We start from the raw sequence: 24,847 nt of genomic DNA on the forward strand, positions 1-24,847 counted from the left end.
CATGGGTATGGTGTCGTCGCCGATCGCGCTTGCCGAACCGGTTGTTTCCGTTGCCGCCCGTCGCCCGGTTTTTCGCGGGCGGGGATTGCTGAAACATCTGCTATTGATGATGGCCGGTCTGCTGATGGTATTCCCGTTTGTGTGGATGCTGTCCGGCGCGCTGAAAACCAATGACGAAATTTTTCGCCATCCGCTGCAACTGTTGCCGTCGCATCCCGACTTTTCCTCATTCGCCGCGGTATGGCGCGAGACGCATTTCGGGCTGTTTATGTACAACAGCCTGACGGTGGCGTTGCTGACGTCGCTGCTGGTGGTGGTCAACAGCCTGCTGTTTGCCTATGCCGTTGTTCAGTGGCGCGGTAAAGCCAGCCGTTTGCTGTATGGCGTGGTGATGGCCTGTTATATGTTGCCCGGCGCGGTGACCTATATTCCCTGTTACATCATTCTGGCTAAATTGCATTTGCTGGATACCCATATCGGCCTGATTTTTTCCAACGCGGTAAGTGCGATGGGGGTGTTTTATTTACATCAGGCGCTGAAAAAAATTCATCCGTCATTAATGGAAGCGGCGCGTATTGACGGCGCCGGCGAATGGACGTTGCTGCGCACCATTGTGCTGCCGCAAATAAAGCCGGTGCTGGCTACGCTATTTCTGCTTATTTTCATCACCAACTACAACAGCTACATGTGGCCCAGTCTGGTGATTACTTCGCCGTCGCTGAATTTAATTTCCATTGGCATCCGGCAGTATTTTATTTCCGGGGGAGACTACGGCTTTAACTGGTCGAATATCATGGCGGCCAGCGCCATTGTCGTAATGCCGATGCTGTTTTTATTCCTGTTGTGCCAACGAATTATCCTGTCCGGCTTTTCCGATAATGGAGTGAAAGAATAATGATGACCGTACGTAAAGGGTGGCGATGTGTGAGCGGCGCGCTGTGCGCGCTGTTGCTGACCGCGCAGGCACAGGCCGCTACCGAGGTGAACTTCTGGTATTCCGGCGGTACCAAGCCGCAAAAGATGATGCTGACGCTGATCGACGAATTTAACCGCAGTCAGGACCAATACGTGGTGAAAGGCGCGTTGCAGGGTAATTACGATGAAACCTGGCAAAAACTACAGGCCGGCATGGCGGCGCAAAACGCCCCGGCGTTCGCGCTGTTGACCGCCTCGCAAGGAACGGCGCTGGCGGAGCGCAAGTTGCTGCGCGATCTGCGGCCGTACATGGATGACAGCTTCCATTTCACCGATTTTATCGGCGCGTTCCGCCGTCAGGTCACCCGGCCGGACGGCAGCGTTTACGGCCTGCCCGCCTACGGCACCACACAGGTGCTTTACTACAACAAGGCGGTGCTGGCGCAGCATGGTTTTACGCCGGATGACCTGAAAACCTGGCAAGGACTGGCGAAAGTGGCGACGGCGGTCACCCAAAAAGACGCCGACGGCAACACCCGCTATTACGGCTGGGAGCCGATGTGGGGGCCGGGCAACCTGATTGACGCGGCGCTGTCCAACGGCGGGCGGATTCTCAGCGAAGACGGTAAAAAGGTGTTGATCGATTCGCCGGCGTGGGTGGAGGTCTGGGACAGCTTCCGCCGCTGGATTCATGAAGAGCGCATCATGCGCATTTATCACGGCGGTCAGGGCTGGGAATACTGGTACAAAACCATTGATGACGTGATGAAAGACCGGGCGCTGGGGTATACCGGTTCGTCCGGCGATCAGGGCGATCTCGACTTCCAGCGGTTGGCGGCGTTGCCTCAGCCGGGCTGGGGGAGTAATCCGGCGGCGCCGCAGGCGGGCGCGCTGATTTTCGTGATGCCCGTCGGCACGCCGGAAACGGCGGCGAAGGGCGCCTTTGCCTTTATGCGTTTCTACACCAGTGCGGCTAATACCGCCCGCTGGTCGATGTTCACCGGGTATATTCCGGTGCGCGAAAGCGTGTTGCAGGACGCGGACTACCAGAAATACGTCGCCGCCAACCCGCAGGCGGCCGTGCCGGTGCAGCAGGCGAAATCCGCCAGTATGGATTTCATCGACCCGACCAAAGGCAAAATTCTGGATGCGCTGACCGTGGCCGCCGATCAGGTGGAAATCGAAAACAAACCGGCGCAGCAGGTATTGACCGAGGCGGCCCGCAAAGCGCAAAAAGCGCTGGACCGCATCAATGAATAAGCCGGAGCTGACCCTTGCCGGTTGCCTCACGACGGGGCGCGGGCAAGTGGAGTTTACCGTGCCGGAGGGGGTCGACTGCCTGACGCTGACCGCGCACAACCGCAACAAAAGCTACCTGTATGCGTTTGTCTACGACGCCCGTCAGCAACTGCGCGCCAATCTGCTGATTGAGCCGACCGCCAAGTCGGTGACCATCGCCGCACGGCGTGCGTTGCCGTTGGGCGGCATACCGGGGCCGCTGCCGCCGGGGGCGTGGCGGCTGGCGCTGTGCAGCATTCCGGCTCAGGCAAATCATCCGACGCAGGCGGATTACCAGATCACGGTGGCGTTCGATCCGCCGTTGCCGCCGCCGGACGAGATGCTGCTGACGGTGGCGCTGCGTGGCGACCATCAGGTGTGTTTTGACTATTCCGCCTGTCTCGAACCGGCGTCCCGCTGGTATCGCGGCGATTTACACGCTCACACCCGGCTGTCGGACGGGCACAATGGCCTGATGGCGGCGGTGACGCTGGCGCAAGAGCGTCAGCTCGATTTTCTGTTCCTGACCGAACATAACCTGTGCCACCCGGCGCTGCCGGTCGGCGGCCGAACCCTGTTCCTGCCTGCGCTGGAGGTGACCACCGATATCGGCCATTTCAATGTGCATGGTCCGCGCCGGGTGCTGACGCCGGAAGATGGGGACATGGCGCCGGAAACGCTGATCCGTCAGGGGTTGTCGCTGAATGTGACGGGCGACGGCAACATCAGCATCAACCATCCGATGATGCCGCCGTGGCACTGGCAGTATGCGGCGATGCCGCTGGCGCGCATCAACACGCTGGAAGTGTGCTGCGACCCGACCTGGCCGACGTCGGCCGCCGCCACCGAGCGGGCGTTGCAGGTTCTGAGCACGTTGTGGAACGGCGGCTGGCGCATCGCCGCCGTTGGCGGCAGCGATTGCCATCTGCGCCCGGACGAACGCTATGACGGCGCGATCCAGCCTTCGGTGTACGGCGACCCGACGACGCTGGTGTTTGCCCACGGCCTGAGCGGCGACGCCATTCTGCACGGATTGCGGCAAGGCCGGGTGTATATCGACCGGCAGTGCGGCCTGCGCTTCCGGTTTGACGACGGCGACGTGTTGCCGGGGCAGAATGTCGGGGCGCGTACGGTTCAGGCAACCCTTGCCATCGAAAACGAGCGGCCGGGCTATGTGGCGGAATGCGTAGCGGGCGGAACGGTGATTGCGCGCCATGCGCTGGGGCGCGACGAAGTGAGCTTTGCGCTGCCGCTGGCGAGCTGGCCGTGGTGCCGCATTGATATCCGCGGGCCGGACGGCGACTTTGCCGGGCTGATCAACCCGCTGTATAACGGCACTCACCCGATTTTCTCCTGCCAGACCTTCTCCACCTGGGGCGAAGCGGTGGCGCGCCTGCCGAAATAACGCGGGATGACGCTCTGCTGGCGTTATTGCGCAGGGTAATTGCGCAGGGTAATGAAGAAAGGGGAACGACTGGCGGCGGGTGGTGCCTCGCCGTGATTAATGGCATAGTCAGCGCCACCTGTCGGACGAAAGATATCAACGACGCCCTGATGCCAACCTCATTTTTATCGTGCTGGAGCGGCTGGCTGGAACGCCGCCAGACCGTCCTCTATCTGCTGACCCTACTGGTCGCCGCCGTGCTGGCGTGGCGCTGGCCGCCATCGGACGCGCTGGCGGAGGCGATTAACCCCGCACTGGCGCTGATGCTGTTTGTCACCTTTCTGCAATTGCCGCTGTCCCGTCTGCTGGAGGCGCTGACCCATCTGCGCTTTATGCTGGCGCTGGTGGCGACGAATTTTGTGGCGATACCGCTACTGGTGGCGTTACTGCTGCGCCTGTGGCCGCTGGAGCCGCTGGTGGCTTTGGGCGTCGCCATTGTGCTGCTGTGCCCCTGCGTCGATTATGTGGTGACCTTTTCGCATCAGGGCGGCGCGGATTCCCGATTGCTGCTGGCGGCGACGCCTTTATTGTTGGTATTGCAGATGTTGCTGCTGCCGTTATGGCTGCCGCTGCTGTTGCCGCAGACCACGGCGGTCACCATCGGGATGGCGCCGTTCCTGCACGCGTTTATCGTTCTGATGGCGCTGCCGCTGTTGCTGGCGGCCGTCGTTCAGCGCTGGGCGGCGCGAGATCCTGTCGGCGCGGCGGTGGCCGGCTGGCTCGGGCTGTTGCCGGTGCCGGCCACCGCGCTGGTGCTGGCGCTGATCATCGCGTTTGTGGTGCCGCGGCTGGGGCTGGCGACTGGCGCGGTACGGCAGGCGTTGCCTGTTTATCTGCTGTTTGCCGTGCTGGCGCCGGCGTTGGGCTGGCTGATGGCAAGGCTGTGGTCGCTGCCCGCGCCGTCCGGGCGGGCGCTGGTGTTCAGCGGCGCTACCCGCAACGCACTGGTGATTTTGCCGCTGGCGCTGGCAATACCGAATGCGTTGCCGGTCATTCCGGCGGTGGTGGTGACGCAGACGCTGGTGGAGCTGCTGGCGGAACTGGTCTATATACGCTGGGTGCCGCGCCTGCGTTTTGCCGGCGGGCAGCCGCATTCCACCGCGCCATCCGGAAAATAACAAGAGGGAACCATGCGAGCATTTAAACAATTACGTGGGCCGGAACGGCTGATTCGGATGGGACAGTGGACCGTTGCGCTGCTGTTCGCCTATTTTCTGGTGATGATCAGCGCCGCGGTGCTGGAAGACCTGCCGTCGCTGACCCGCGAACCGGAGCGTAGCAGCTTTATCGATCAGACCGCGGTGGACGCCCAGAAAGCGCGCATGGCGCCGATTCAGGCCGCACAGGAAAAGCTGGACAACACGCTGGCGGATAAACGGGAGGCGCGCGAAATGGCGCTCAACGATTACGCCAAAGCCAAGGCCAGCTTCGACAACTGGCGCGCCACCCGCAGCAGTACCGAACTGTCCGATCAGAACCCGGAGGTGCTCAAGCGCAACCATGAGCTGGATCGCCTGCTGGCGGTGCAACAGCAACTGGATGGGCAAATCGCCGATCTGCAAAAACAAAAAGCGCAGTTGCAGCTTCAACTGACGCCGATAACGCTGGCGGTCAGCCAGTTGTACGGCGACGCGGACGCGCGCTATGGCGAGGCGCTGCACAAGGCGGAACTGCAGGCGTTTTTCATCCGGCTGGCGTTTGTCGGCCCGCTGCTGCTGGCGGCGCTGTGGCTGTTTCGTCGCTATCGCAGCGGCAACCAATGGCCGTTCGTGTGGGGGTTCATTCTGTTCGCCCTGTTCGGCTTCTTTGTCGAACTGGTGCCGTATCTGCCGAGTTTCGGCGGCTACATCCGCTACGGCGTCGGGGTGGTGCTGACCTATTTCGGCGGGCGGGCGCTACTGCGCTGGCTACAGACGTATCTGGAACGCAAGAAGCAGGAGCAGGCGGCATCGCAGGAAGAACGCAAGGAGTCGATTCACTACGAAGCGGCGTTGACGTCGCTGGCGCGCAACCAATGCCCCGGCTGCGACCGCCCGCTGATCCTGCAGGGCGCCGCCGCCCCGGCATTCTGTATGCATTGCGGGCTGCAACTGTTGTCGCAGTGTCCGTCCTGCGGGTTGCGTAAAAACGCTTTCTATCACTACTGTCCGGATTGCGGCGCGCCGGCCGAAACGTCGAAAAGCTAAAGAATCGCAGCGTCAGGCGCATTACAGGGTCAAGCACACTACAGGGTCAAGCACACTACAGGGTCAAGCGCATCGTCGTCAGCTCCAGCCCCTGATCGCCGAACGGGGCGGCGGCGGTGATGTGAAAACCGAGCGACTGATAGCAGCGTAGCGCGCTGTGGTTATGAGTAAACACCGACAGCGATACGGTTTGCGCCTCAAACCGCTCCGTTGCCTGTCGGATGGCGGCTTGCAACATCTCGCGCGCCAGCCCGCGCCCGCGGTACGCCGGGTCGATGAACACCCGGCACAGCCGGCTGTGGCGCGGCTCCACCTGATACAGTTCGACAAATCCCACGATAGCGCCCTGATGCGCAAACAGATACGGGGCAAACTGCGGGTTAGCCAGATGATCGGTAATCTGCGTGGTCGTGAGCGGGAATGAATACGTGGGGCCGCCCCACAGCAGATTCAGTTCGGCGCTGTCTACCCAGCGAATCAGGCGCGGGTAATCCGTCGGCGTAAAATCGATAAGCGACATCAGGCAGGTTTCCTTACCGCATCCGTGACTGACGGCAGGCGGCGCCCGCCTGCAGATAACGCGCCATCTCGTCTTCCGGCACCATGCCGCCGCCGGTGGCCCAGATAACATGGGTGCCCTGCCGGCAGCGCTGCGGCGTCAGCGGCGCGTGCTGGCGATAGCCCTGATTTTCCTGCAACAGACGCAGAAAACCCGGCGCGCCCGCCAGCGCGGACGGCTCCAGCAGAATCTGCTGGGTTTCGTGCATCACATGCAGCAGCGCCAGCATTTCTTCATCCGTCAGCGTGTAGTAACCGTCGATCAGCCGCTGCATGGTGTTGCCGACAAAGCCGGATGGCCGACCGACCGCCAGTCCGTCCGCGGTGGTGCGGTTGCTGATGCCGAAATCCTGCACCGCCAGCCGATCGTGCAGGCCGGTGTAGACGCCCATCAGCATGCAGGGGGATTCGGTCGGTTCAGCGAAAATGCAGTGCACGTGATCGCCAAACGCCAGTTTCAGCCCAAAGCTGATGCCGCCGGGCGCGCCGCCGACGCCGCAAGGCAGATACACGAACAGCGGATGATCGGCGTCCACCACCCGGCCCTGCGCGGCGAACTGCGCTTTTAGCCGTTCGCCCGCCACCGCGTAGCCCAGAAACAGCGAAGTCGAGTTTTCGTCGTCGATAAAGTGGCAGCTTGGGTCGGACTGCGCTTCCCGGCGGCCTTGCGCCACCGCCTGGCCGTAATCGCCGTCGTATTCGACCACTCGCACGCCGTGCGCGCGCAGCCGATCTTTTTTCCACTGGCGGGCATCGGCGGACATGTGCACCGTGGTGTCAAACCCCAGTCGGGCGCTGGCGATGCCGATCGACATCCCCAGATTGCCGGTAGAGCCGACCGCCACTTTGTGGCGATGGAACAACTGCTGACAGTCGTCGTCCAGCAGGCGGCGATAGTCATCGCTTTCCCGCAGTAAGCCGTGACGCAACGCCAGCTGTTCGGCGTGGTACAGCACCTCGTAGATGCCGCCGCGCGCTTTGACCGAACCCGCCACCGGCAAATGGCTGTCCAGCTTCAGTAACACTGAGGATGGTGCATCCAGCCCCGCCTGCCGGGCGATCGCGGCGGCAAACGCCGGCACCGGCACCAGTTCGGACTCGATGATGCCGTGGCTGGCTGCCAGTTCCGGAAAGGCCTGGCGCAGAAAAGGCGCGAACCGTTGCAGACGCTGGCTGGCGTCGGCTACGTCGGCATCGGTCAGCGGCACGTCGCCCAGCGCGTCGCTCACAGGGACCACGGCCGGATTAAACCAGCACACCGGTTGGCGATTAACCAGCGGCTCCAGCAGTGGAAAGTCGTGGAACCATTGCGGCAAGGATTTACCGTATACGGCATCAGCCATTATCGTTGTCTCCTGTAAACGGCGGGCGCGTGCCCGCTGCGAATCATCGACGTTTATCATGCCTGCGTTAGCGGGGATTTGCCTACCGCCATCGCCGGACTGATGTTTGTTAATAAGAGTTTGTTTTTTCTAATCATAGGGATATGCCTGATTTCCTACCCTATACAGAATTTTTATACCCGCATAACCGGCTTTTACGACAAATTTATCGCCTGACCGGTAGCCTGACTGCGTGTTCCCGGATGGCGGCGCTAACCGAACGCGGGCGGGGCGATCGTTGAGGGGATCGGACAACCGATTATGACACGGCTCGGATACGCTGTGCGGCAGGCCCATTTCATGGGGGGAGTGAGCCTGCCATAGCGGATCTCCCGAGGTGAGGAGGCAATCATGAAACTAAACGGGCTGGCGGCAGGCGGGGTGTTGCTGATGCTGCCGTTATGCGGGCTGGCTATTGCGCCTTATCCGGCGGATGGCAACCGTGAATTTACCGAGGCGCAGCGGGCGGAGATCCGCCGGATTGTGACGGAATATTTGCTGGCGCACCCGGACAGGGTGCAGGCGATAGGTCAGACGCCTGCGATCGACGGATGTATGCCGGTGCATCCGGCGGCCGGCAACGGCAAGCTCGGTTCGTGCGCCAACACGCTGTGGGTGTGCCCGCCGCAGTAAATCCGGCGGGGGAAAAGTCGGGAAGCAATGGATAAATATTGTTCATTTATTTTGAAAGATATCGGCAAATAAACCCGATTTTAACGTCACGGCAACAGGTCTATTATCACTTCCATCGAAGGCGAGAACGCCTCCTGAAAAGAATACTCACCCCATACAACGTGAAGGATATTGACCATGAAAGCTATCAAAAATATTGTTGCAGTTATCGCCCTGGCTACCGTTTCTTTCGGCACCTTCGCCGCGACTGAAGTTCAACAGTCCGCCAGCCTGTCCGTTGGCTCGGTAAGCGCGACTGCCGCTACGCTGGACAGTCTGCAGGCCAGCCTGTCGGAAAAAGCGAACGCAGCCGGCGCCAAATCGTTCCGCATCATCTCCGCTACCTCCGGCGAAAACCAGATGCGCGGCGTGGCTGAACTGTACAACTGATAAAACATTTATCATGCGCAACAATGGCCGCCTTCGGGCGGCTTTGTTGTTTTCAGTATTGATTAAGCGCCAGCGCGGCTGCGCCGAAGGCGGCGCTATTTTGTGTCGGTAGCGTCGAGAGGCGCACCGGCGGTAGCGTCAGCGGTGCGTCGTCGTCCGGCGCCGGCGTCTGAGCCATGACGGCGGCTTGCAATCCGGCCATGAAAGGCGCGGGCAGCGTGCCGCCGAGGTAGAGGCAGGGCGGGTCGAGCAGCGCGGTGACGGCATAGAGCAGCCGGTACAGCTCGCCCGCCGCACGTTGGATCCAACGCTCTCCGGCGGGCGAGGTCGCCAGCGCCTGCCAGTTTGCGTCGGCGGTGGTGGTGGGTAGCGGCTCGCCTGCCGTCAGCAGAGAGTCGTGCAGATCGTCAAACGACGGGCGTGATTGCGCGCGGGTACGCAGCGCGCCAATCTCCCCCGCGTTGCCTTGCCTGCCCCGATGAAGTTCGCCATTCAGAACCACCGCGCCGCCAATGCCTTTGCCGATATACAGATAGAAAAAACTGTTGTCCGGAGCGGCAGACCCAAAATGCAGCTCGCCGATGGCGGCGCAGTTGGCGTCGTTTTCCACCAGCACCGGGCAGCCGAGCCGGTCGCTCAATTGCCGGGCGATATCCACCCCGCGCCAGGCCGCCAGACCGGGGGCGATCCACACCGGCATGGCGCCGCCGTCAAACCGGGCGGGCAACGCCAGACTGACGGCCAGCAGCCGGTCGCGTGCCTGCGGCTGAGTGTCGAGCAGGGTGCGAATAGCGTCGGCCAGCGTATCCGCCACGGAATCGACGACCCGGAAATCGCCGCGCAGCGTGGTTTCCGCCACGCATTGCCCGGCGTAGTCCATCAGGATCAGGCAAATCAGGTCGTATTCCGCGTACACCCCCAGCACATAGCCCGCGTGCGCCGCCGGTCGCAGATTGATTTGCGGCGGGCCGCGCCGCCCCTGCGCCCGGTCGCTTTCTTCCAGCAGACCGAGGTTGAGCATGTCCCGCGTCATCATGCTGACGGCGGCGGTGGTCAGGCCGCTGGCGGCGGCCAGCGCGCTGCGCGACAGGCTGCCTGAACGGCGCAGCAACCCCAGCAGTTTGCGGTGGGTGGCAGTGAGTTCTCGCTTTTCCATGGGTATCCGTTGTCCCGGTTCTGTCCGGTTTCCTTCACACGTCTGCAATATAATTAATCTACTTAATTAATTCGTCAACCTCAATAACAGGATGGTGCCCGTGCGTAAACTTGTTTCGTTATCCCTGTCGGCGTTACTGGCGAGCGGGCTAATAGCCCACGCGGCGGTGGCGGATGTCATCAAACTCAAGCTCTGGACCCTGAATGACCGCAATGCGCCGATGCGCACCGTCAACATCGAGGAGGCGGCCGGGGTGCTCAACCAGCAATTCGCCGCGGCGGGGGTGGATCGCAAAATCGTTATCGATACCCATGCCAGCGCGGTGCAGGGCTGGGACGATCTGGCGCTGGATACGCTGAAAGCCTTCGGCGTTAATCAGGGGCCGGACATTGTGCTGCTGCCGCACGAGTGGATCGGCGAATTTGCCCGCAACGGTTACGCCATGCCGATGGACGGGCAGATTAAGGCGAATCCGTGGGTGTACGCCGATATGCTGCCGGTGCTGTGGGAAGCGATGAAGTATCAGGGCAAGGTGTACGGCATACCGCAGGATGCCGAGATCCGCATGTTTTTCTATAACAAGGACATGTTGCGCAAGATTGGCAAGGACGACGCCTTTATCGATAGCCTGCCCGCCCGTGTGGACAGCGGCGAGTTCACTATGGATGACCTGACGGCGCTGGCGAAAGAGGTGGTAGACCGTGGCGCTGCGCCGATCGGCATGCTGCATCGCCCGAATGTCGGTATCGATTATCTGATGGTGTTCGCCGCCTGCGGCGCGAAATTCATGGATGAGAAAACCGGCAAGCTGCTGTTTGCGAAGAAAGAGGTTGAAACCGCGCTGAGCTGGTACGCCCGCAATGTGGCGGCCGGCGTGACGCCGACCGATAACACCGCCATGAGCTGGGACACCATCCAGACCGCGTTCAAGCAGGAAAAAGCCTTCCTGTTCCATCAGGGCATTTGGGCGATGGCCTGGCAGGTGAACGATAACTTTGGCCCGGCGTGGCCCGCCGATAAAGCGGGTTACACCCACAAAATCGGCTGGATAGCGGCGCCGGCGGCGGTGAAGGGCGGCAAACCCGCCAATCTGTCGCACCCCATCGCCTACGTGGTCAGCAACAAGAGTCAGTACAAGGATCTGGCGGCGCAGCTGGTGGCTATCGCCAGCCTGCCGTACTACAACAACCGCCACGCCGTCAGTTCCTATCACACCGCTATCAGCTATGCCCAGACCGCGATGCCGCAATACACCGACAACTGGGCGTTGAGCGAAGCCGGCAAAATGATGAAAAACATTACCTTTGTGCCGAATCACGCCCGCTTTGGCGACTATAACCGGGTGCTGTTCAAAGGCTTGCAGGCGGTGGAAACCAAACGCATGACCCCGGCGCAGGCGGTGGACTTTATCGCCGACGAGCTGGAAACCCAGTTGGGCAAGGACGTGGAAATCGTGGATAGCCTGCATTGAGACACGGCCGGAGCGCGCGTGTCTCCGGCTCTGACGAGCGAGGTGGCGTATGCCTGTGACGTTCCCGAATCGCCCGACCGGCGTGCATCCCGCGCGCTGGCTGGCTCCCGCCATCTCGGTGCTGGCGGTGTTTTTTGTCGCGCCGATGCTGCTTAATCTGGTGATTGCCTTTAGCGACATGGGCAGCAATGTGCAGATAAGCGCCTTTGGCGCCGACAACCTGATGCGGTTGCTGGTGGCGGACAAACGCCTGCCCGCCATCCTGCTGACCACGCTGGTGTACGTCGTCAGTACGCTGCTGCTGTTCAACCTGGGGCTGGGCATCGTGCTGGCGATTGCCACCACCGCCGTGCCGCCGGCGCTGGGAGCGCTGTTTCGCGGCATCTGGTTTTTGCCGCGGATTTCGCCGTCGGTGCTGTACGCGCTGTTGTGGATCTGGGCGGCAGACCCGTCGCCCCACAGCCTGATCAATCAGGTGGTGGTCGGCGTGTTCGGGCTGCCGCCGCTCAATCTGCGCAACGACCATCCAATGATCCTGATTGTGGTGGCGAACGGCCTGGTGGGCGCTTCTTTTGCGATGGTGATTCTCGCCTCCACGATTCGCGCCATTCCGGCGCACCTGTGGCATGCCGCGCGGGTAGACGGCGCCGGGGAGTGGTCGGTGATTCGTCATGTGGTGCTGCCGGCGCTGAAAAGCCCGGTGTGCTTCATCGCGTTGTATCAGGCGTTGTCGCTGCTGGTGACCTACGAGTACATCCTGCTGATTACCGGCGGCGGCCCGGTGTACGACACCACGACCTATGCGCTCTACATTTACCGGCGCGCCTTCGAGTCCGGCGCTTATGGCTACGGCGCCATGCTGGCGCTGGGGCTGATGGTGTTCGGCGTGCTGCTGACGCTGTTGCAGTGGCGGATGATGAATATGCGCGCGCAGTTTACCCCGCCGCGTATTGAGGTGATGCGATGACGACGATGACCGCTGTCGACTGGGCGCGTCAGGCGGCGCGCTCGCGCTGGAACCGGGTGGGTTTTCTGGCGAGCGTGGTGCTGTTTCTGACGCTGGTATCGATACCGATTGTGACCCCTTATCTGTGGCTGCTGGCTATCTCGTTTACCCATCGGGATGGCGGCGGCGAGTATCAGGTGCTGTGGCGGTTGCTGACGATCGCGGCACTGGCGTACGGATTGCTGCTCGCCGTCGCCTGGCGGGCGGGCACCGAACAGCGCGCCCGACGTTTGCGGTGGTTGGTCGGGCTGGCGGCGCTGCTGGTGTTCGGGTTGTGGGTTGCTCCGCAACTCACATGGCACAACTACCGTTTTTTGTGGAACCCGGACGTGCAGGCCACCGGTATGCAGAACGGCACGTTGCCGTCTGTCTGGACCGCGCTTGGCAACTCGCTGCTGTTCGCCGCCGGCCACACGCTGCTGGTGACGCTGCTGGCGGTGCCTGCCGCCTATGCCCTGTCCCGGCTCGGTTTTAGACGGCGCGAAGGGGTGCTGAAAGCACTGCTGCTGTTGCACGCCTTTCCGGTGATGGCGCTGACGGTGGCGATCTTTATCCAGCTCTACTGGATGGGGCTGCTCAACAGCCTGTGGGGCGTGATGCTGGTGATGTGCGCGCTCGAACTGCCGTTCGCCATTTTCGTGATGAAGAATTTTTTCGACGGCGTGTCGTGGGATATCGAAATGAGCGCGATTACCGACGGCACCAGCCGCTTTCAGGCATTCCGACTGGTGGTGCTGCCGCAGGTGACCGGCGGCATTATCGCCATCGCCACCTTTGCCTTTCTGCGCGGCTGGGAGGAGTACATTTTTGTGCGCACCCTGTTGATCGACAGCGGCAGGATGACCATGAGCCTGTACCTGTTCTGGGCGTCGCAAGACAGCATGGGCGCGGATTCCGGGCTGATTGCCGCCGTGGGCGTCATCTACATCCTTCCGGTGCTGGCGCTGTACCTGTTAACCCAAAAATACCTGACGCAAATGAGCGTCGGTGGAATCAAAGGCTGAGATTATGGCGGAGATTGTTCTTGATGGAGTCACCAAAGCCTGGGGCGATACGCCGGTGCTGCACCCGGTTGACCTGACGCTGGCTGACGGCGAATTTGTGGCGATTCTCGGGCCGTCCGGCTGCGGCAAATCCACCACGCTGTTTCTGCTGGCTGGGCTGTATGCGCCGACGCAAGGGCATATTTTGTTCGACGGCCAGCGGGTGAACGGCGTGGATGCGCGCGATCGCAACGTTGGCGTGGTGTTCCAGTCTTACGCGCTGTACCCGCATCTGAATGTGTACGACAACATCGCGTTTCCGCTGCGTTTCAAGCCTGCTGAACGCGACGAGCGCGACCAGCGGGTACGGGACGCGGCGGCGCTGGTGCAGGTGACGGAATTGCTGGATCGCAAACCGGCGGCGCTGTCCGGCGGCCAGCAGCAGCGGGTGGCGCTGGCGCGGGCGTTGGTTAAGCGGCCGTCGCTGTTGCTGCTGGACGAGCCGTTGTCCAACCTCGACGCCACCTTGCGCATGACGATGCGCACCGAGCTAAAAGCGATTCACGCCCGCTCGCGCGCCACCACGCTGATGGTGACGCACGATCAACTGGAGGCCATGACGCTTGCCAACCGCATTATCTGTATGAATCGGGGGCGGGTGGAGCAAATCGGCACCCCGCAACAGCTCTATCGTCAGCCCGCCAATACCTTTGTCGCCAGCTTTATCGGCTCGCCGCCTATCTGCCTGCTGCCGGGACAGGCCAGCGGCTACCAGTTGACGGTGGGTGAGACAAGCTGGGGGTTGTCATCGACGTATCACGGCGCGCTGACGCTCGGCATTCGGCCGGAAGACGTCGCCCTGACGCCGCCGGGCGTCGGCCCGCTGTCCGGACGCATCGAACACGTCGAGCCGATGGGGCGGGAGATTCTGTACCGCCTTTACACGCCGCTCGGCCCGTTGCAGGCGCTGGCGGCCGGTTCGACGGCGCAGTACGACGCGGGGATGTCAGTCGGGGTATCGCTGTCGGTTGATGCCTTGCTGTTGTTTGACGCCGACGGCAACCGCCTGCCCGATGCAGGCGTCGTGCTGCCTGCCAATACGGTTTTCGCCTGCCGGACGGCAGGTTAACGTCCACTTACCAACAGGTTGCCTTATGCACATTGTCAGCTACAACATTCAATACGGTCTTGGCCGCGACGGCCGCTACGATTTGGCTCGCATCGCGGATGAAGTACGCGGTGCGGATATTATCTGTATGCAGGAAGTGGAACGCTTCTGGCAGCGCTCCGGCATGATGGATCAACCGGCGGAGCTGGCGGCGCTGCTGGGAGAATACCACTGGGTTTACGGCGCCAATCTGGACATGGATGCCAGCACCGTGGCGGCGGATGGCCGGGTCGTCAATCGTCGCCGCCAGTTCGGCACCCTGACGCTGTCCCGCTGGCCGATTCTCTCCAGCCGCAACTTTCCGCTGCCGAAATTCGGCACCCTGACTCAACACTCAATTCAGCAAGGCATACTGGAAACGGTGATCGACACCGGCGCCGGGGCGATCCGCGTCTATAACACCCATCTTAGTCACCTGTGCGCCGATACCCGGTTGCCGCAGGTGGAGGCGATGCTGGCGCTTTTCGCCCGCGCCCCGGATGAAGGCGGCGCCTGGTGCGGCGGTCATCCTGATCCGGCCGCGGGCTGGACTGAGGGCCGGATGCCGGTGATGCCGCTGGAGATGATCCTAATGGGGGACTTGAACTGCCTGCCGGACAGCGAGGAGTACAGTCGCCTGATTGGGCCGGTGTCGCCGCATCACGGCCGGTTGGTTCGTCACCGTGGGTTGATGGATGCCTGGGTCGCCGCCGGCCAGCCGGAGAATAGCGGTTCTACCCATCCGAGTGTCGGCGGCCGAATCGATCACTGCCTGCTGACGCCGTCGCTGGGGCTGACGGTACGCCGTTGTTGGGCGGATACCGATAATCAGGGGTCCGATCATCACCCGCTGTGGGTGGAATTGCAGTAACCCAAATCAGGCCGTCACCGGCGGCGAGGTCTGCCGGTGACAGGTAATTCATGGTTATTTTTTATTCATATTTTTTGAAAGATATCTGCAAATAAACCCGATTTTAACGTCGCGGCAACAGGTCTATTATCACTTCCATCGAAAGCGAAGACGCTTTCACTGAAGAAACCAACCAAATTCAACGTGAAGGATATTGACCATGAAAGCTATCAAAAATATTGTTGCAGTTATCGCCCTGGCTACCGTTTCTTTCGGCACCTTCGCCGCGACTGAAGTTCAACAGTCCGCCAGCCTGTCTGTTGGCTCGGTAAGCGCGACTGCCGCTACGCTGGACAGTCTGCAGGCCAGCCTGTCGGAAAAAGCCAATGCAGCCGGCGCCAAATCGTTCCGCATCATCTCCGCTACCTCCGGTGAAAACCAGATGCGCGGCGTGGCTGAACTGTACAACTGATAACCGGTTTACCGTTATCATGCGCAACAATGGCCGCCTTCGGGCGGCTTTGTTGTTTTGGAGGGACGATTAACGGGAGAAGTCGCATTGGATTTTATGCCGACAACCATCCTTTCAGGATATTAACCAGCACCGGTGCGTAAGGCTCCAGCCTGCCGTTTTGCGGGGAGCTGAAATCGTTAATAACGGCTCTTAGCAGGTCGTCGTCTTCCAACCCTTCGTCAGGATCGATACCGTTAGTCCATAACAGGCTGTCGATAAACTGTTTGCGTATCTCAATCAGCTTTTTGTTATGGGTTTCATTGTCGCCAAGGTTAAGCACCCGAATAGCATCCTGCGCGCGTAGCGTCGTACCGTTGACGCGCCCGCTAATCATAAATTGCAATTCCGTTTCGCATTCCGCCATCAGCGGGGTAAGTGAAAACGGTTGTGAACCGTGGGCGGCGTCGCACTGATTTGGTGTAGTGCAACTGGCGACGATATTGGTGAAATCAAGGCTGCGGTGAGGCACCAGTTTTCGCGCCTGCACATGCTCATTCATGGTGTCGCTGTTATCACCGCTGATCGGTTTGCAGCAGTAGGCGCACAGGTAAAACTGCTCTTTGGCGCAGGTATCACGGATGTCCTGCCGCTCGGTTTCCGTCAAATCGTCATAGCGGCCGTTGGGATTGGCGCGCTTCCAGGCTGTCAGGCCGGTAGGTTCAGCGCCTTTAGTGATTCTTCTCACCGCGTAACTCCTGTTTGCGCAGTAATAGGCGGGCTTTGGTCAGTTCCAGATTGGTGGCGGGCAACTCAGCCGTCAGTTCATCCAGCAGTGCTTTGGCTGGCGTGAGTTGCTGGCGTTGGATCATGTCCAGCAGGTCACTAAATTTTTCCGCGATTCGTGCGTTACGGATATGCGTATCCATCACCTCCAGCAACACGCTGTTGGCGTCTTGACCATACTGAGAGGGCACCACGGTCAGTTCGCCGTTATCCAGTGAGTAGACCAATACATCCTTGTAATCGCTGATCACCAGCGGCGAATGGGTGGTCAAAATAAACTGACAGTTGGGGAAGGTGGTGGTCAGCCGCTCGATAATACTGCGCTGCCACGACGGATGCAGATGCATATCCACTTCATCGATCAGCACAATGCCTTGCCCGTGCAGCGGGTTGTCCAACTTCGGGTTCATTATCGCCAGACGGCGCGCAATGTCGCCCACCAGCGCCATCAGTGATTTTTCGCCTTGCGACAGTTGTAGTACATTAAAGGCTTCACCGTTTTTATCGACCGACATATGTAGCCGGGGTTTGCGTCGCACACGTAAATTAGAAAAGTTTGGCATAAAAGCGGTAATGGCTGAGCGTACAGCTTTAAGCTGTGAGTCTTTTGACGCGCTTTCTATTTCCCGGATAAGTTGTAATGCACTCGAGATTTTTTCAAACTCATTTTTAATTCCTTTAAAATTACTCGGATCTATTTTTTCTAATCTACCTGGAGCATCGTCAATATAATTGAGAATATCTGAAACCCTTTCAGGGTCTTTCTCCATTATTTTTAATAATGCCAATGGCATACCATCTTCGTTTTCAATATCTTCCCGCTCACGAAACCATTCGAAGAAACGCCGGAAATCCACGCCCTGATTGAGCGCGTTGTCGTACCCATCCACCTGTTGAAAACGATGCTTGCCTTTTATTTTTAGCGGAATATCCAGCACGCTGCGTTCGACCGGATAAAAGGCGATTAATGGCAGGCTGCTTTGTTCATCTTGCGTCAAGGCAGTACGGTAGCGATCGGCGAGTGTGGAGAGTGCATTAAGCTGGCTGGTGTGCTGTCCTTTTTTACCGCTGCGGGTTTTTGCCAGCGTCCAATGATATTCAGTCTCGTTGTCCTCGGCATTATTCAGCGACGGCGTGGTATCCCGTACCATGATCTCAATCGCGGCGGAAGTCTGCCCGTTGGTAATGGAGTCTTCGCTGATGCCGCTACCGCTGCCTTTTTCACTGCGCACCCGCGCGACCAGCCAGCCGAGCGAAGTCGCCAGTGCCTGCAAAATGGAGGTTTTCCCGGCGCCATTATTGCCGACCAGCACCGTGACGTTGGAAGGATAATCAGCCGTTGGCGCGATGAGAGCATCGAGAGAAGTAAAGCGCCCGACATTGTGCAACCTGAATTGCTTTATTTTCATCATCCGTTCCTTAGTCAGACGTTGAGTCGCCTGCGCAGTGTACAAATCTTCTGGCAATGATACATCCATTTCCGGAATTCATGCCGGGGATCAACCGTTACCCCAGCGCCTGCGCGCACGCCCAGGCGGAGCTCCAGGCCCACTGGAAGTTGTAACCGCCGAGCCAGCCGGTGACGTCCACCACTTCGCCGATGAAGTACAGCCCCGGCATGTTGCCGGCTTCCATCGTTTTTGACGACAGCTCACGGGTATCGACGCCGCCGAGCGTCACTTCCGCCGTGCGATAACCTTCGGTGCCGTTAGGCTGTACCCGCCACTGTTGCAGCGTGGTTTCCACCTCGGTCTGCTGCGGCTTGTTGAGCTGTTTTAGCGTGACGTCCGGTAACTGTCCCAGCGCCTGCAGGCATTCCACCAGCCGTTTCGGCAACCACTGCGATAGCGTGTTTTTCAGGCTCTGATTCGGGTGCGACTGACGTTCGTTGTTAAGGCATTCGGTCAGATCAAGGTTGGGCAACAGGTTGATGGTGACGAATTCCCCCGGCTGCCAGTAGCTGGACAGCTGCAGGATCGCCGGGCCGGACAGGCCACGGTGGGTAAACAGAATATTTTCGCGGAAGGTGGTGCCGTTTTCGGCCGTGACCACCGCCGGCACCGACACGCCGGAGAGCGTCTGCAACTGTTCCAGCAGCGGCTTATGCAGGGTAAACGGCACCAGCGCGGCGCGGGTCGGCAACACGTTGAGGCCAAACTGCGCCGCCAGTTGATAACCAAACGGGGTGGCTCCCAGCCCCGGCATCGACAGCCCGCCGGTGGCGACAACCAGCGCCGGCGCCTGTACCATCCCGGTGTTGAGCTTCACCAGGAACCGATCGGTTTTTTCCACCGACAGCACCTCGCTGCGCAGGCGCAGCGTCACCTTACCGGCTTCGCACTCTTTCATCAGCATATCGACAATCTGCTGCGCGGAATCGTCGCAGAACAGCTGGCCGAGGGTTTTTTCGTGATACGCGATGCCGTGGCGGTTGACCAGGCTGATGAAATCCCATTGGGTGTAGCGGGCGAGGGCGGATTTGCAAAAATGCGGGTTGTTCGACAGGTAGGCCGCCGGTTCGGCGTGCATATTGGTAAAGTTGCAGCGTCCGCCACCGGACATCAGAATCTTGCGGCCCGGTTTTTTGCCGTTATCCACCAGCAGCACCCGCAGTCCTTTCTGGCCTGCCTGCGCCGCACAGAACAGCCCGGCCGCGCCCGCGCCAATGATGATTACGTCAAACTGTTCCACATTACTCTCCCGTTGTTCCGCCATGTCATCGCCCCACAGGGCGGCCGATTATAGGCGATGTCCCGACGCCGGTCATCGCCCGGGTGCGCCCTGTTCCTTGCGCCATGCTGTGCCGCCGCCGTTTGCCGGTAACAAAGTGTGTGGATGGGTAAAAACAATAATACCTTGATTTTAATTAACTAAATCATTGTCACCGGCAGGAATGGCGTAAATTAAGTCAAAATAATGTCATATTTTGCTTTTCCCGTTTCCGCTTGTCGCCGATAATGCGCCGCGTTCATGACCACTACATGGCCTAACACTTATGCTACATTTATTTGCCGGGCTTGATTTCCACACCGGTCTGATGCTGGTTCTCGCTCTGCTGTTTGTCCTGTTCTACGAAGCCATCAACGGCTTTCACGATACCGCCAACGCGGTAGCCACTGTTATCTATACCCGTGCGATGCGTGCCCAACTGGCGGTTGTCATGGCCGGGGTTTTCAACTTTCTCGGGGTATTGCTGGGCGGGCTGAGCGTTGCATACGCCATCGTTCACCTGTTGCCGACCGATTTGTTGCTGAACGTTAGCTCCACTCACGGGCTGGCGATGGTGTTTTCCATGCTGCTGGCGGCGATCATCTGGAACCTGGGCACCTGGTATTTCGGGCTGCCGGCTTCCAGTTCGCATACGTTGATCGGTTCCATCATCGGTATCGGTCTGACCAATGCGCTGGTGACCCATACGTCGGTGGTAGATGCGCTCAATATTCCCAAAATGGTCAGTATCTTCCTGTCGCTGCTGGTTTCGCCAGTGGTCGGCATGATCATCGCCGGGTTGATGGTGTATCTGTTGCGCCGTTACTGGAGCAGTAATAAGAAGCGCCAGCGCGTTCACCTGACGCCAGCCGAGCGTGAAAAACAGGACGGTAAGCGCAAACCGCCGTTCTGGACCCGTACCGCGCTGATCCTGTCCGCGGTGGGCGTGAGCTTCTCGCATGGCGCGAACGACGGCCAGAAAGGCATCGGCCTGATCATGCTGGTGTTGATTGGCGTGGCGCCGGCCGGATTTATGCTGAACATGAATGCGTCCGGTTACGATATCAGCCGCACTCGCGACGCGGTGGTGAACCTGCAGACGTACTACCAGTCTCACGGCGCGGCGCTGACGCATGTGATCGACCTGTCGCATCCGGCGATTCCGGCGCCGGAAAACGTGATTCCGTCCACCGGTAATAAACCGGATTTTCACTGTGATACCTCCCGCGCGATGATCGCCGTCGACCGCGTGCTGGTGCTGCTGAATAACGTCAAAAGCTACGATGAACTGGCTGCGGACGACCGCGCCCGCGCTCGTCGCTTGCTGATGTGCATCGCCGATACGATGGATCGCGTTGTCAAGCTGCCGGAAACCCCGTCTGACGACAAACGCCTGCTCAACAACCTGCGCAGCGACCTGCTGTACACGGTGGAATATGCGCCGCTGTGGATTATCGTGGCGGTGGCGTTGGCGCTGTCGCTCGGCACCATGGTGGGTTGGAAGCGCGTGGCGGTGACCATCGGCGAGAAGATTGGCAGAAAAGGCATGACCTATGCGCAGGGCGTTTCGGCGCAGGTGACGGCGGCGATGTCCATCGGTATCGCCAGCTATACCGGCATGCCGGTCTCCACGACTCACGTACTTTCGTCCGCGGTGGCCGGAACCATGATTGTGGACGGCGGCGGCGTGCAGGGGAAAACCGTGAAAAGCATTCTGCTGGCCTGGGTGTTTACCCTGCCGGTGTCGATGCTGCTGTCCGGCGTGCTGTACTGGCTGTCGCTGAAACTGATCTGAATCGGCGCGGTGATAAAACCGTAGCGAGTGCGAGTATAAGAAAGGCGGCCACCAGGCCGCCTTTCTGCTGTCAGTGTATAGGGTTGGGGTTGATAGAAACACGACCGGTTTACGCCGCCGCCGGGCCGCCTCAGTGCCAGATGATCAAGGCAATAAGGCTGACCACAACCAGCCCGCACAAGGCGGAGGTCAGCAGAAACTGACCGCGCACCCGTGCACAGCGGCGGATGAACTCGGGGTCGTGATGATCAAGATAACGTTGTGCGTAGATGTAGCGAACCAACCGCAACTGTTTACTGGGCTGCCCGTGGGAGGTAAAAAAGCCGCCTCCATCCACATACTGGTACAGCAGCGGATCGCAGTCTCTCAGTATCAGCAGCAGCACTCGTAACGAAGAATAATATCGCGCCATATTGATGACACAGACGACACATAAAGCCCAGAAAAGCGCAAATGTACTAATCATCATGCTTCCCTCCCGGATTATGACCCATCAGATGCTTTCACGTGTCGAATCCTGCCGACATCACATCCGTGGGTATTTATGCCACACGTTATTCACGCGATGTTATGGGGCTGCCAAGCCATGGCGAGTTGCCCGGGTGTTCTTCTTCACCGCTGTATCCTTGCCTGGAGAAGGGCCTACAGGGTCCCCCTCAATTTCATTGTAGAAGAGCCTTGCGTTTTTTTTCCATATCTGACGTAAGGTTCCTGAAAGCAAAAAACATCACGACTTCTTTTGATCTGACACCGGCTTTCTTCTCCGTAGGCCGCGCCCTTTTCAACTACACTTTGCATACGGGCGGGAGGTTTCAGTTATAAGCTATAAACCGTCATCAGCTATGAGTCATCAGCTATGAGTCATTAGCTATGAGTCATTAGCTATGAGTCATTAGCTATAAATAGTATCGGCGCAGATGGACGGTCGCTTCAGGGCAAGTGGTTACCAGTATCCGCAGAACCGTTACAAAATATGTGGCGTTGTGATCTGTTGAACATAACCCGGAATCAGCGGGGTGCTATGCTCATTACAGCCATCGGTTATCAGACTGGCAGGAGAAATATCTGCTGACCCATCAGTTAGTCATTACGGAAGGAGCTTATCATGGCTTACAAACACATCCTTATCGCGGTCGACCTGTCACCGGAAAGTAAGGTGTTAGTGGAAAAAGCGGTTTCCATGGCGCGACCGTATGATGCCAAAGTCTCTTTGATCCATGTTGACGTGAATTACTCCGATCTCTACACCGGGCTGATCGATGTCAACCTGGGCGACATGCAGCAACGTATTTCCGAAGAAACCCAGAATGCCCTGAGGGAACTGGCGGAAAACGCCGGCTATCCTATCTCGGAAACCCTGAGCGGCAGCGGCGATCTGGGCCAGGTGCTGGTTGACGCCATCCGCAAGTATGATGTCGACCTGGTGCTGTGCGGTCATCATCAGGATTTCTGGAGCAAACTGATGTCGTCCGCGCGCCAGCTGATCAATACGGTGCACATCGACATGCTGATTGTGCCGCTGCGTGACGAAGAGGAATAAGCCGCCCGAAGCGGCTCTGATAAGGGTCGGGTGAGCAGGCGGATACGAATAAGGCATAGCCATTCGGCTATGCCTTTTGCGTGATGGGGTTCCGCCAGGTGATCAATGAATACGGAACACCTGCACCAGTTGCGCCAGTTGCCGGGCCTGATCTTCCAGTGAAGCGGCGGCGGCGGTGGCTTGTTGCACCAGCGCGGCGTTTTGCTGGGTGACGCCGTCCATTTCATGCACCGCCTGCGTCACCTGACTGATACCGCGGGACTGCTCGTCGGACGCGGCGACAATCTCGCTCATGATGTCGTTGACCGACGTCACGGCGGTCAGCATGTCCCGCATGGTTTTCCCGGCGTTTTCCACCATGCCGACCCCATGACCGACCCGTTCGGCGGATTCGCCGATCAGCGCGGTGATGTCTTTCACCGCATCGGCGCTGCGCTGGGCCAGACTGCGCACCTCGCCGGCCACCACCGCGAAACCGCGACCCTGTTCGCCGGCGCGGGCCGCTTCCACCGCCGCATTGAGCGCCAGAATATTGGTTTGAAACGCAATGCTGCTGATGATGCCGGTGATCTCGCTGATTTTCTTCGAGCTTTCATCAATGCTGCCCATGACGCTGACCACCTGACCCACAATTTCGTCGCCGCGCTGGGCGATGTGCGCCGCGTTCTGCGTCAGCCGGGTGGCGCTGTGCGCGTTGTCGGCGTTCTGCTTCACGGTAGCGGTGATCTGTTCCATGCTGGCGGCGGTTTCTTCCAGCGCTGCCGCCTGCTGTTCGGTACGGGACGCCAAATCGACGTTGCCGGCCGAAATTTCCGCTGCGCCGTGACTGACCGATTCGCTGGTGCTCATCAGCTGTTCCACGATGCTGCGTAGCTGCTGCTGCATTTCGGACATCGCATAGAAGATGCTGCTGGTGTCTTTGGGTTGGACCGGGATGTGGAGCGTCAGGTCGCCTTGCGCCACCGCCAGCGCGATCGCCGCCGCTTCCACCGGCTCGCCGCCCACCGGGCGCAGTACCTTGCGGGTGAAGATCAGGCCAATCACCCCGGACACCACCAGAATGCTAAGCAGGGTCATGATTGCGCCGATGTAACGCAGCCGCACTGATTCGGCCATTACCACCTGTTCCGGCACGCTCACCCCCAGCATCCACGGCGTGCCGGTATTGCCGATGGCGATCGGCACGTAGGCATTCATCATGTCGGCGTTGGTGAAACTGTTGAAACGCTGCCGGTTATAGGGCTTGCCCGCGGCGATGCTGTCCATCAGCGGCGGGTCGCCTTCCAGTTTTTTGGCGATGCGCGCCTTGTCCGGATGGGCGATGTAGGTGCCGGAGGCGGAGTACATCGTGGCGTAACCAGCGCCCTGATAAGGCTTGATGCCGTTGACCATCTGCTGCAGCGTATCCAGCGAGAAGTCGGCGGTTACCGAACCGTAGAATTTGCCGTCAATCATGATCGGCACCGCAATCGAGGTCAGCAGCACGTCGACGCCGTTATAGGGGTAGCTATAGGGTTCGAGAATCACCTCTTTTTGCAGTTTGCGCGGCAGCAGATAGTAATCGCCGCTGCCGGGCGTTTCGTAATCGGTCAGGTTGTGCAGCGCCACTTTACCGGCGTTGTCGCGGTCAACGTAGCGCACAAACCGGCCCTTCGGGTCCTGCTCCAGCTGGCTGGCGTACTGCTGGTCTTTGCCGTCAAAGGCGTTTGGCTCCCATGCCAGCGACATTGACAACAGGTCGGGGTGGCTTTTGAGCGCGTTTTTCAGCAACTGCTCGGCGGTGGTGCGGTCCGGCGCGCCGGTTTCCCGCAGGCTGGTCACGCTCTGCGCCAGGTCGCGGGCGGCAAACAGCGCGATATCGAGCCGGTTCTGCACCGAATAGGCGCTGGTGTAGGCGGTTTGTTCCAGCAATTGCTGAGCCGTCGCTTTCTGTTGCTGGCTGGATTGCCACAGCAGAAAACCAATAGTGAGGATAAAGCCGCAGGTAATGATGAAAACCGTGGTAATCAGCACCAGCGCGCGGGTAGACAATTTTTTCTTCCCGGCGGTGGAGAGAGAAACCAGAGGCGTCTGGGTAGAGGAAGTATGGGAAACCAGCTCAATGGACATGATGAGAACTCCCCTGTGT

General features: G+C 59.7%; 23 protein-coding genes. 15 read left to right on the forward strand and 8 right to left on the reverse strand.

The annotated features are described in order from the left end of the window. Positions 1-7 precede the first annotated feature (7 nt). The 5 genes from DXX3274_RS00940 (at position 8) to DXX3274_RS00960 (ending at position 5,823) form a co-directional block, all read left to right on the forward strand. Positions 8-895, forward strand: coding sequence for a carbohydrate ABC transporter permease (locus DXX3274_RS00940; RefSeq protein ID WP_238556074.1), 888 nt, complete (start codon positions 8-10; stop codon positions 893-895). Beyond that, positions 895-2,175, forward strand: coding sequence for an extracellular solute-binding protein (locus DXX3274_RS00945; protein WP_084478651.1), 1,281 nt, complete (start codon positions 895-897; stop codon positions 2,173-2,175). Before DXX3274_RS00940 ends, DXX3274_RS00945 begins: the two co-directional genes overlap by 1 nt. After that, complete coding sequence (locus tag DXX3274_RS00950) at positions 2,168-3,598, forward strand: CehA/McbA family metallohydrolase (protein WP_042858086.1); 1,431 nt, start codon at positions 2,168-2,170, stop codon at positions 3,596-3,598. The genes DXX3274_RS00945 and DXX3274_RS00950 overlap by 8 nt, the downstream gene beginning before the upstream one ends. A 149-nt stretch (positions 3,599-3,747) precedes the next feature. Then, complete coding sequence (locus tag DXX3274_RS00955) at positions 3,748-4,755, forward strand: bile acid:sodium symporter (protein WP_050569925.1); 1,008 nt, start codon at positions 3,748-3,750, stop codon at positions 4,753-4,755. Between the two features lie 12 nt (positions 4,756-4,767). Continuing rightward, entirely contained in the window at positions 4,768-5,823 is a 1,056-nt protein-coding gene (locus tag DXX3274_RS00960; protein WP_042858087.1) for a hypothetical protein, read from the forward strand. Positions 5,824-5,878: 55 nt separating this feature from the next. Here DXX3274_RS00960 and DXX3274_RS00965 read toward each other — a convergent pair whose 3' ends face one another. Together DXX3274_RS00965 and DXX3274_RS00970 are read right to left on the reverse strand one after the other, a co-directional pair. Further along, the gene (locus DXX3274_RS00965; RefSeq protein WP_042858088.1) at positions 5,879-6,343 is read right to left on the reverse strand and encodes a GNAT family N-acetyltransferase; all 465 of its coding nucleotides are present in this window, start codon (positions 6,341-6,343) and stop codon (positions 5,879-5,881) included. Positions 6,344-6,356: 13 nt separating this feature from the next. Next, positions 6,357-7,724: a D-serine ammonia-lyase gene (locus tag DXX3274_RS00970; RefSeq protein WP_042858089.1), complete on the reverse strand. Its 1,368-nt coding sequence runs from the start codon at positions 7,722-7,724 to the stop codon at positions 6,357-6,359. A 390-nt stretch (positions 7,725-8,114) separates the two neighbouring features. Here DXX3274_RS00970 and DXX3274_RS00975 point away from each other — a divergent pair, with 390 nt between their 5' ends. Together DXX3274_RS00975 and DXX3274_RS00980 are read left to right on the forward strand one after the other, a co-directional pair. Continuing rightward, positions 8,115-8,396, forward strand: coding sequence for a hypothetical protein (locus DXX3274_RS00975; protein WP_042858091.1), 282 nt, complete (start codon positions 8,115-8,117; stop codon positions 8,394-8,396). A 177-nt stretch (positions 8,397-8,573) separates the two neighbouring features. Next, complete coding sequence (locus tag DXX3274_RS00980) at positions 8,574-8,825, forward strand: DUF1471 domain-containing protein (RefSeq protein WP_042858092.1); 252 nt, start codon at positions 8,574-8,576, stop codon at positions 8,823-8,825. A 52-nt stretch (positions 8,826-8,877) separates the two neighbouring features. Here DXX3274_RS00980 and DXX3274_RS00985 read toward each other — a convergent pair whose 3' ends face one another. Next, positions 8,878-9,981 carry an ROK family transcriptional regulator gene (locus tag DXX3274_RS00985; RefSeq protein ID WP_042858098.1) on the reverse strand — a complete coding sequence of 368 codons (1,104 nt, stop codon included), beginning with the start codon at positions 9,979-9,981 and terminating at the stop codon, positions 8,878-8,880. 100 nt (positions 9,982-10,081) lie between these two features. Here DXX3274_RS00985 and DXX3274_RS00990 point away from each other — a divergent pair, with 100 nt between their 5' ends. From DXX3274_RS00990 to DXX3274_RS01015, 6 genes are all read left to right on the forward strand, one after another. Continuing rightward, a complete protein-coding gene (locus DXX3274_RS00990) occupies positions 10,082-11,452 on the forward strand; it encodes an extracellular solute-binding protein (protein ID WP_042858103.1) in 1,371 nt (456 codons plus the stop codon). Between the two features lie 49 nt (positions 11,453-11,501). Then, positions 11,502-12,419 carry a carbohydrate ABC transporter permease gene (locus DXX3274_RS00995; RefSeq protein ID WP_050569778.1) on the forward strand — a complete coding sequence of 306 codons (918 nt, stop codon included), beginning with the start codon at positions 11,502-11,504 and terminating at the stop codon, positions 12,417-12,419. Further along, positions 12,416-13,462 (forward strand): carbohydrate ABC transporter permease, encoded by a 1,047-nt coding sequence (locus DXX3274_RS01000; RefSeq protein ID WP_042858105.1) that lies wholly within the window; start codon positions 12,416-12,418, stop codon positions 13,460-13,462. Before DXX3274_RS00995 ends, DXX3274_RS01000 begins: the two co-directional genes overlap by 4 nt. Before the next feature lie 4 nt (positions 13,463-13,466). Next, positions 13,467-14,570: an ABC transporter ATP-binding protein gene (locus DXX3274_RS01005; protein WP_042858106.1), complete on the forward strand. Its 1,104-nt coding sequence runs from the start codon at positions 13,467-13,469 to the stop codon at positions 14,568-14,570. A 25-nt stretch (positions 14,571-14,595) separates the two neighbouring features. Further along, positions 14,596-15,459 carry an endonuclease/exonuclease/phosphatase family protein gene (locus tag DXX3274_RS01010; RefSeq protein ID WP_042858107.1) on the forward strand — a complete coding sequence of 288 codons (864 nt, stop codon included), beginning with the start codon at positions 14,596-14,598 and terminating at the stop codon, positions 15,457-15,459. Positions 15,460-15,658: 199 nt separating this feature from the next. Beyond that, positions 15,659-15,910, forward strand: coding sequence for a DUF1471 domain-containing protein (locus DXX3274_RS01015; protein WP_042858092.1), 252 nt, complete (start codon positions 15,659-15,661; stop codon positions 15,908-15,910). A 94-nt stretch (positions 15,911-16,004) separates the two neighbouring features. Here the strand turns inward: DXX3274_RS01015 and DXX3274_RS01020 are convergent, their stop codons facing one another. From DXX3274_RS01020 to DXX3274_RS01030, 3 genes are read right to left on the reverse strand one after another with little or no spacing between them, the layout of a single operon-like run. Continuing rightward, positions 16,005-16,637: a hypothetical protein gene (locus tag DXX3274_RS01020; protein WP_042858108.1), complete on the reverse strand. Its 633-nt coding sequence runs from the start codon at positions 16,635-16,637 to the stop codon at positions 16,005-16,007. Then, positions 16,621-18,153 carry an AAA family ATPase gene (locus DXX3274_RS01025; RefSeq protein ID WP_084478653.1) on the reverse strand — a complete coding sequence of 511 codons (1,533 nt, stop codon included), beginning with the start codon at positions 18,151-18,153 and terminating at the stop codon, positions 16,621-16,623. The genes DXX3274_RS01020 and DXX3274_RS01025 overlap by 17 nt, the downstream gene beginning before the upstream one ends. Before the next feature lie 28 nt (positions 18,154-18,181). Next, a complete protein-coding gene (locus DXX3274_RS01030) occupies positions 18,182-19,366 on the reverse strand; it encodes an NAD(P)/FAD-dependent oxidoreductase (protein WP_042861788.1) in 1,185 nt (394 codons plus the stop codon). A gap of 304 nt (positions 19,367-19,670) precedes the next feature. Here DXX3274_RS01030 and pitA point away from each other — a divergent pair, with 304 nt between their 5' ends. Then, positions 19,671-21,179: an inorganic phosphate transporter PitA gene (gene pitA, locus DXX3274_RS01035; RefSeq protein WP_042858110.1), complete on the forward strand. Its 1,509-nt coding sequence runs from the start codon at positions 19,671-19,673 to the stop codon at positions 21,177-21,179. A gap of 130 nt (positions 21,180-21,309) precedes the next feature. Here pitA and uspB read toward each other — a convergent pair whose 3' ends face one another. After that, on the reverse strand, positions 21,310-21,645 hold the full coding sequence (gene uspB, locus DXX3274_RS01040) for a universal stress protein UspB (protein WP_024104057.1): 336 nt from the start codon (positions 21,643-21,645) through the stop codon (positions 21,310-21,312). 639 nt (positions 21,646-22,284) lie between these two features. Here uspB and uspA point away from each other — a divergent pair. Then, on the forward strand, positions 22,285-22,719 hold the full coding sequence (uspA, locus tag DXX3274_RS01045; RefSeq protein ID WP_033568931.1) for a universal stress protein UspA: 435 nt from the start codon (positions 22,285-22,287) through the stop codon (positions 22,717-22,719). 102 nt (positions 22,720-22,821) lie between these two features. Here uspA and DXX3274_RS01050 read toward each other — a convergent pair whose 3' ends face one another. Further along, on the reverse strand, positions 22,822-24,828 hold the full coding sequence (locus DXX3274_RS01050; RefSeq protein ID WP_042858114.1) for a methyl-accepting chemotaxis protein: 2,007 nt from the start codon (positions 24,826-24,828) through the stop codon (positions 22,822-22,824). Between the last annotated feature and the right edge of the window lie 19 nt (positions 24,829-24,847).

This window comes from Dickeya sp. NCPPB 3274 (genome assembly GCF_000406205.1).
GTDB lineage: Bacteria > Pseudomonadota > Gammaproteobacteria > Enterobacterales > Enterobacteriaceae > Dickeya > Dickeya fangzhongdai.

What these genes read in the sequence shown, in the direction of transcription:
- pitA (WP_042858110.1), top strand. Translation starts at nt 19,671, where the DNA reads ATGCTACATTTATTTGCCGGGCTTGATTTCCACACCGGTCTGATGCTG.
- DXX3274_RS00945 (WP_084478651.1), top strand. Translation starts at nt 895, where the DNA reads ATGATGACCGTACGTAAAGGGTGGCGATGTGTGAGCGGCGCGCTGTGC.
- DXX3274_RS01000 (WP_042858105.1), top strand. Translation starts at nt 12,416, where the DNA reads ATGACGACGATGACCGCTGTCGACTGGGCGCGTCAGGCGGCGCGCTCG.
- DXX3274_RS00980 (WP_042858092.1), top strand. Translation starts at nt 8,574, where the DNA reads ATGAAAGCTATCAAAAATATTGTTGCAGTTATCGCCCTGGCTACCGTT.
- DXX3274_RS01050 (WP_042858114.1), bottom strand. Translation starts at nt 24,828, where the DNA reads ATGTCCATTGAGCTGGTTTCCCATACTTCCTCTACCCAGACGCCTCTG.
- DXX3274_RS01025 (WP_084478653.1), bottom strand. Translation starts at nt 18,153, where the DNA reads ATGGATGTATCATTGCCAGAAGATTTGTACACTGCGCAGGCGACTCAA.
- uspB (WP_024104057.1), bottom strand. Translation starts at nt 21,645, where the DNA reads ATGATTAGTACATTTGCGCTTTTCTGGGCTTTATGTGTCGTCTGTGTC.
- DXX3274_RS01015 (WP_042858092.1), top strand. Translation starts at nt 15,659, where the DNA reads ATGAAAGCTATCAAAAATATTGTTGCAGTTATCGCCCTGGCTACCGTT.
- DXX3274_RS00970 (WP_042858089.1), bottom strand. Translation starts at nt 7,724, where the DNA reads ATGGCTGATGCCGTATACGGTAAATCCTTGCCGCAATGGTTCCACGAC.
- DXX3274_RS00965 (WP_042858088.1), bottom strand. Translation starts at nt 6,343, where the DNA reads ATGTCGCTTATCGATTTTACGCCGACGGATTACCCGCGCCTGATTCGC.
- DXX3274_RS01005 (WP_042858106.1), top strand. Translation starts at nt 13,467, where the DNA reads ATGGCGGAGATTGTTCTTGATGGAGTCACCAAAGCCTGGGGCGATACG.
- DXX3274_RS00950 (WP_042858086.1), top strand. Translation starts at nt 2,168, where the DNA reads ATGAATAAGCCGGAGCTGACCCTTGCCGGTTGCCTCACGACGGGGCGC.
- DXX3274_RS00995 (WP_050569778.1), top strand. Translation starts at nt 11,502, where the DNA reads ATGCCTGTGACGTTCCCGAATCGCCCGACCGGCGTGCATCCCGCGCGC.
- uspA (WP_033568931.1), top strand. Translation starts at nt 22,285, where the DNA reads ATGGCTTACAAACACATCCTTATCGCGGTCGACCTGTCACCGGAAAGT.
- DXX3274_RS00975 (WP_042858091.1), top strand. Translation starts at nt 8,115, where the DNA reads ATGAAACTAAACGGGCTGGCGGCAGGCGGGGTGTTGCTGATGCTGCCG.
- DXX3274_RS00955 (WP_050569925.1), top strand. Translation starts at nt 3,748, where the DNA reads ATGCCAACCTCATTTTTATCGTGCTGGAGCGGCTGGCTGGAACGCCGC.
- DXX3274_RS01010 (WP_042858107.1), top strand. Translation starts at nt 14,596, where the DNA reads ATGCACATTGTCAGCTACAACATTCAATACGGTCTTGGCCGCGACGGC.
- DXX3274_RS00960 (WP_042858087.1), top strand. Translation starts at nt 4,768, where the DNA reads ATGCGAGCATTTAAACAATTACGTGGGCCGGAACGGCTGATTCGGATG.
- DXX3274_RS00940 (WP_238556074.1), top strand. Translation starts at nt 8, where the DNA reads ATGGTGTCGTCGCCGATCGCGCTTGCCGAACCGGTTGTTTCCGTTGCC.
- DXX3274_RS00985 (WP_042858098.1), bottom strand. Translation starts at nt 9,981, where the DNA reads ATGGAAAAGCGAGAACTCACTGCCACCCACCGCAAACTGCTGGGGTTG.